Origin of the sequence: Photobacterium rosenbergii, from assembly GCF_033022775.1 — a bacterium.
Classification (GTDB): Bacteria; Pseudomonadota; Gammaproteobacteria; order Enterobacterales; family Vibrionaceae; genus Photobacterium; species Photobacterium rosenbergii_A.
In genome coordinates this window covers 1-1294 of sequence record NZ_JAWJZI010000044.1, presented here as the reverse complement: position 1 = coordinate 1294, position 1294 = coordinate 1, and the positions used below count along the sequence as shown (strand labels likewise).

Below are 1294 nucleotides of genomic sequence, written 5' to 3'. Positions count from 1 at the left end.
GGTTCTTCTCGGATTAGCGGGAAGCAGATACGAAAAACGGTTGGATACGTTATTGTGTAATCGCCAAACAACACTATAACAACCAACCGTTTTTACATGCTAAACACTACATTACCTTTCCCTCTTTGGGAAGGATTTACTCCTGCTAAGATTGAGCAGCATACAGACTCCCTTACGATTCATTTATCTCCGACTCGCCATCCAATATGCCATTGCGGTTCAGTTTCTGCTGAAGTACATGATACTTCGATAAGAACCGTCTCAGACAGAAGTATCATGGAGTATGCCGTTACTCTGAAGGTTCCAGTTAGACGGTTATGTTGTCCTCGATGCGGCATTCTCACTGAAAAAATCAATTGGCTTGAGCCTTACTCCAGACAAACAACCCGTTTGGTCCTATTTGTAGAAAACCTTTTAACCAAGCTTCCCATAAAGCATATTTCTGAACTGGTTAAGCTCCATTGGACGACGGTCAAGAACATCGATAAAAGGCGTTTGGCAAGGGAAGTTAAAGAGCCTGACTGGAGCAAAGTTAAGCGCTTAGTTATGGATGAGTTCGCTTTGTTCAAGGGACATCGCTACGCCACGGTGATAGCGGACGCGGATACCCATCAAGTACTCTGGATTAATGAAGGGCGAAGCCGAGAATCCATACGTCCGTTTTTTGAGATGTTAGGTGATTATTGCCAGCAGATTGAAGCTGTCGCTATGGATATGAATACGGCTTTTGACTTGGAAGTACAAGAGCATTGTCCTAATGCCATGGTTGTTTATGACTTGTTCCATGTAGTTGCCAAGTATGGCCGGGAGGTCATTGACCGTGTCCGAGTCGACTGTGCCAACAAACTCAAGCATGACAAGCTAGCCCGGCGTCGAGTAAAGCGAGGGCGATGGGTATTACTTAAAAACAGAAGCAACCTGAACGATAAACAAGCTGGATACCTGGAAGAGTTACTTACAGCCAACAAAGACCTCATGGTGGTTTACTTAATGAAAGAGCAACTCAAAGATCTTTGGTATTGCCGCAGTCAGGATGAGGCCAAAAAGCTGTGGGAGATATGGTGGCAACAGGTAATGGAGAGCGGCGTTCAACCGCTCATCCAATTTGCCCAAAAGCTCAAAAAGTACCTAGGCGGAATTACTGCTTCAGCTGTGCATCCCCTTCATACTTGTCGGTTGGAAGGGATGAACAACAAAATCAAAGTAATGAAGCGAATGGCCTATGGCTATCGTGATACTGCATACTTCTTTCTGAAAATTCGGTCAGTCTTCCCCGGAGATCCGAGATGAACCT

Annotated in this window: 1 protein-coding gene; it reads left to right on the top strand. The window is 45.1% G+C overall.

Annotated elements, in window-relative coordinates; genetic code table 11:
- The first annotated feature begins 96 nt into the window (after nucleotides 1-96).
- Nucleotides 97-1290: an ISL3 family transposase gene (locus R2X38_RS26595; RefSeq protein ID WP_317525345.1), complete on the top strand. Its 1194-nt coding sequence runs from the start codon at nucleotides 97-99 to the stop codon at nucleotides 1288-1290.
- Nucleotides 1291-1294 lie beyond the last annotated feature (4 nt).

What these genes read in the sequence shown, in the direction of transcription:
- R2X38_RS26595 (WP_317525345.1), top strand. Translation starts at nt 97, where the DNA reads ATGCTAAACACTACATTACCTTTCCCTCTTTGGGAAGGATTTACTCCT.